Here is a 3,687-nt window from a genome sequence, read left to right as displayed (position 1 = left end):
CGAAGCGATTTCAGGTTTCAGCTTCCTGCACTTGCCCGCATTTTGATGAAGGCAATCTATGCAAGCATATATTTGCTGTGATCCTGGAGGCAGAAAAGAGAGGCTGGGCAAAGCACGTGACTGCAAGCAAAACAGGCCTTTCCGTTCAATGGGATGGGGAATTGACCAATGATGAAGATAATGACTGGTGGGATGAAGACAAGGACGACGATCCCGCTGACGATGGGATCCCCGGCGACTATGTCACGAATCGACAAAAGCCTCCTCAGAAATCTCAACAGTCCTATTCTCGTAGCCAGACATCGCTCGATTGGAAACAGTTATTTAAGGATATGAACAGGATTGGTGCGCGACGGTCATCTGAAGGCTTAAGAGCCAAAAGCACACCACCAGGCGACAAAATGCGCGAGATCTGGTACGGAGTCAATCTTGCTGTAAGCAAGGCGCAGGGTGAGTTGACTCTTGATCTTTTCCAGCGGGAGAAGCTCAAAACAGGAGAGTGGGGGGCTTTCAAAAACCATAAAGTCCATAGATCAGACCTCGAGTCTTTGAACAGTTCAACCGATCGCGCAATAATTGAGCTCATGCTTGGTGGTGAGGCGGCCGGTGAATTCCCGAATCGCGAATCCAGTTTTTTTGGATATTCAACCAAGGCTGGACGTTACAAGGTATCAGCGGAGCTTGCGGGCATCCTGCTGCCTCGACTTTCCGCGACGGGTCGATTGGCTCTCATTGACTTCGCCGAGGAAAGGCCTCGAGTCGAACAACTTGTCTACGAAACTGAGGTCTGGGAGTTTGAACTTGCATTGTATCCGGCAGCGTCAGAGCGTGAAGGCTGGCTCCTCCAGGGGCAACTGCGACGGGATGATTCCACAGTTGCATTAAGTGCACCCAGGTTGCTCCTGCAAAATGGTCTCGTGATTTTCAACCAGACTATTGCGCCCCTGGCAAGGATGTCACCCGAAGATTTTCAGTGGATTGTCCACTTGCGGCTGAATGAACAGGTAAGAATCCCGGCTCGCGACTTTGACTCCTTTGTTGAAGAGTCAGCTCATCTTCCCTGCTTTCCCAAAATAAACTGGCCGGCAGCTACCGGATGGAAATATGCAACCGGAATGCCAGAGCCTAAGCTTTCCATCATCGTGTCCTCAGGGAACTGTCCAGCAGGGAAATTGATGGCATTTGTAGTCTATGACTACGAGGGCAGAAGATTCAGACGACGTGATGTCAAGGCCATGTGGGTTGATAGGCCCGGTAAGGTGGTATGGCGACGCAATCCGGAAAGAGAACTTGAGCTTTTCACCGAAATCTCGATGCAAAAAGGAGTGATGGCGAGCGGCACGGATGATGCTGATGTCTACTTTCCCATCGCAGAACTCGAAAGTCTCACGACCTTTCTATCAGAGAATGGCTGGCTTGTCGAAGCTGAAGGCCGGCCTTTGCGAAAGTCTGGTGAGTTTAAGGTGTTCGTCTCATCAGGAGTCGATTGGTTCGATCTGCAGGCAAACTTTCAATTCGGCACAGAATCCGCAGATCTTCCTGCCCTTCTTAAGGCCCTTGAGGAAGGGCAGAAATTCGTTCGGTTGGGAGATGGCAGTATGGGGATCCTGCCAGCAGAGTGGCTGGAAAACCTTGGCCAGTTAACAAGGTTTGGCCAGCTCAAAAAAAACGGAGTCCGGTTCAGGAGAATGCAAGTCACCATTCTTGACTCTCTCCTTGACGAATTGCCTGAAGCAACGGTTGATCAGCGCTTTGCCGATCTAAGGGCCAGGATCAAATCATTCGCTGGCATAAAACCTTCAAATCCTGGAGCCAGTTTTCGCGGCAGTCTCAGAGAGTATCAGCGTGAAGGTCTGGGGTGGCTCAATTTCCTCCAGGATTTTGGCTTCGGGGGATGTCTGGCCGACGACATGGGTCTCGGAAAGACCGTCCAGGTCCTGGCAATGCTGCAGGATCGCTATTCCGCCAGAAAATTTTCCCGTCCTTCCTTGGTGGTTGTGCCACGCAGCCTTGTCCATAACTGGATGGCTGAAGCGCAACGCTTCTGTCCTGATCTCAGGATTTACGACTATTCTCATCACAAAAGACATGAAAACTGGGTGGCCATGGCTTCATTTGATATTGTTTTGACCACATACGGAGTTCTGCGCCGGGATATCAATGAACTTCGCTCCATAACATTTGACTATGCGATCCTTGACGAGGCTCAAGCGATCAAGAATCAATCAGCGGATGTGGCAAAAGCCGCCCGGCTGATCAAGGCTGAACATCGGCTCGCCATGTCCGGGACTCCCGTGGAAAATCATCTGGGTGAGCTTGGATCGATTTTCGATTTCCTGAACCCGGGTATGCTCAAATCTTCAATGCTTGCGGCCATTTCAAAAAAAGGCCATGAGGCCGGACCGGATATTGCGCTTCTTGCAAGGGTGCTGAAGCCATTCATCCTTCGCCGTACCAAGCAGCAGGTATTGAGTGATTTACCGGATAAAACAGAACAGACTGTAATTTGTGAACTCAAATCAAAACAGCGCAAACTCTATGATGAACTGCGCAGGCACTATCAACGGCAATTGACCGCGACAATCAAACAGAAAGGAATAAACGCTTCCAGGATTCACGTCCTGGAGGCATTGCTTCGACTCAGGCAGGCTGCCTGTCACCCTGGTTTGATCGACAAGAATCGCAGGCACGAACCCAGTGCCAAACTCGATGCCTTGCTGGAACAGCTGCGCGAGGTCGCAGATGGAGGTCACAAGGCTCTGGTTTTTAGCCAATTCACGAGCATGCTCTCCCTGGTCCGGGAGCGCCTCGACAAGGAATCCATCAAATATGAGTATCTCGACGGAAAAACAAAAGACCGGCAGATGAGGGTGCAGAAGTTTCAAACAGATGCGGCTATTCCAATCTTCCTTATCAGTCTCAAGGCAGGGGGACTTGGGCTCAATCTGACCGCTGCGGACTATTGTTTCATTCTTGATCCATGGTGGAATCCCGCCGTCGAAGCCCAGGCTATTGACAGGGCCCACCGGATGGGTCAAACCAAACGCGTGTTTGCCTATAGACTGATCGCCAGGGATACTGTTGAAGAAAAAATATTGGCCTTGCAGGAGAGAAAGCGTGATCTGGCGAATGCCATTATTTCGGCCGAAAACAGCGTGCTCAAAAGTTTAACACTGGAGGATATTCAGCTCCTGCTGTCGTAATGCTGCTGCCCCCTACAGGCCTGACTATGTTTTTGTTAAAACGCTGTTGTGAGCGTCAATATTTATAATGTGCAGGCCTCATCCCAGCTTTCGCCTGATAATATCTTCAAGCTTCGACACCCGTTCCTCCAGGGTGCTTCGTTCACCCAGGAGAACCTCCCTCAGGAGTTTATTAATGTAGGGCTGGTATTTCATCTTTTCCTTTGCGGCTTCCTCCTTGGCCCTTTTCAGAAGATCCCCGTCAAGGTATAGAGTGATTTTGAACTTGGCGTCATCCAGGTTTAGTTCTTCTTCGATTTCCACAAGCCTTTTGCTATCAGTCATTGAAGTATGACTCCCATGCGTCAATAATTTCTTCTCTGGCTTCCTCCACGACTTTCAGAATCTTTTTAATGGCGGCAGGGCTGAAGCCTTTATTTTCGAGCAGTTTTACATCTGGTACGACCTGAATCTTTGCCCTGGCACCGGCCTTCTCAACATGGAT

The 3,687-nt window shown here is 50.1% G+C and carries 3 protein-coding genes and 1 pseudogene; 2 read left to right on the top strand and 2 right to left on the bottom strand.

The genetic code is table 11. The features are described 5' to 3' along the window. A pseudogene (locus tag VE954_RS44630) lies at positions 1 to 80 on the top strand (SWIM zinc finger family protein); the annotation flags it as partial. Between the two features lie 36 nt (positions 81 to 116). After that, positions 117 to 3,203 carry a DEAD/DEAH box helicase gene (locus VE954_RS38765; RefSeq protein WP_324963303.1) on the top strand — a complete coding sequence of 1,029 codons (3,087 nt, stop codon included), beginning with the start codon at positions 117 to 119 and terminating at the stop codon, positions 3,201 to 3,203. A 78-nt stretch (positions 3,204 to 3,281) separates the two neighbouring features. Here the strand turns inward: VE954_RS38765 and VE954_RS38760 are convergent, their stop codons facing one another. After that, complete coding sequence (locus VE954_RS38760; RefSeq protein WP_324963301.1) at positions 3,282 to 3,527, bottom strand: hypothetical protein; 246 nt, start codon at positions 3,525 to 3,527, stop codon at positions 3,282 to 3,284. Continuing rightward, the gene (locus VE954_RS44625) at positions 3,520 to 3,687 is read right to left on the bottom strand and encodes a DUF4160 domain-containing protein (RefSeq protein WP_414699074.1); all 168 of its coding nucleotides are present in this window, start codon (positions 3,685 to 3,687) and stop codon (positions 3,520 to 3,522) included. The genes VE954_RS38760 and VE954_RS44625 overlap by 8 nt, the downstream gene beginning before the upstream one ends.

The organism is Oligoflexus sp., assembly GCF_035638955.1.
In the GTDB taxonomy this organism is placed as follows: domain Bacteria; phylum Bdellovibrionota_B; class Oligoflexia; order Oligoflexales; family Oligoflexaceae; genus Oligoflexus.
The sequence above is the reverse complement of the archived record's forward strand: the minus strand, read 5'-3'. Positions and strand labels throughout refer to the sequence as shown.

What these genes read in the sequence shown, in the direction of transcription:
- VE954_RS38760 (WP_324963301.1), bottom strand. Translation starts at nt 3,527, where the DNA reads ATGACTGATAGCAAAAGGCTTGTGGAAATCGAAGAAGAACTAAACCTG.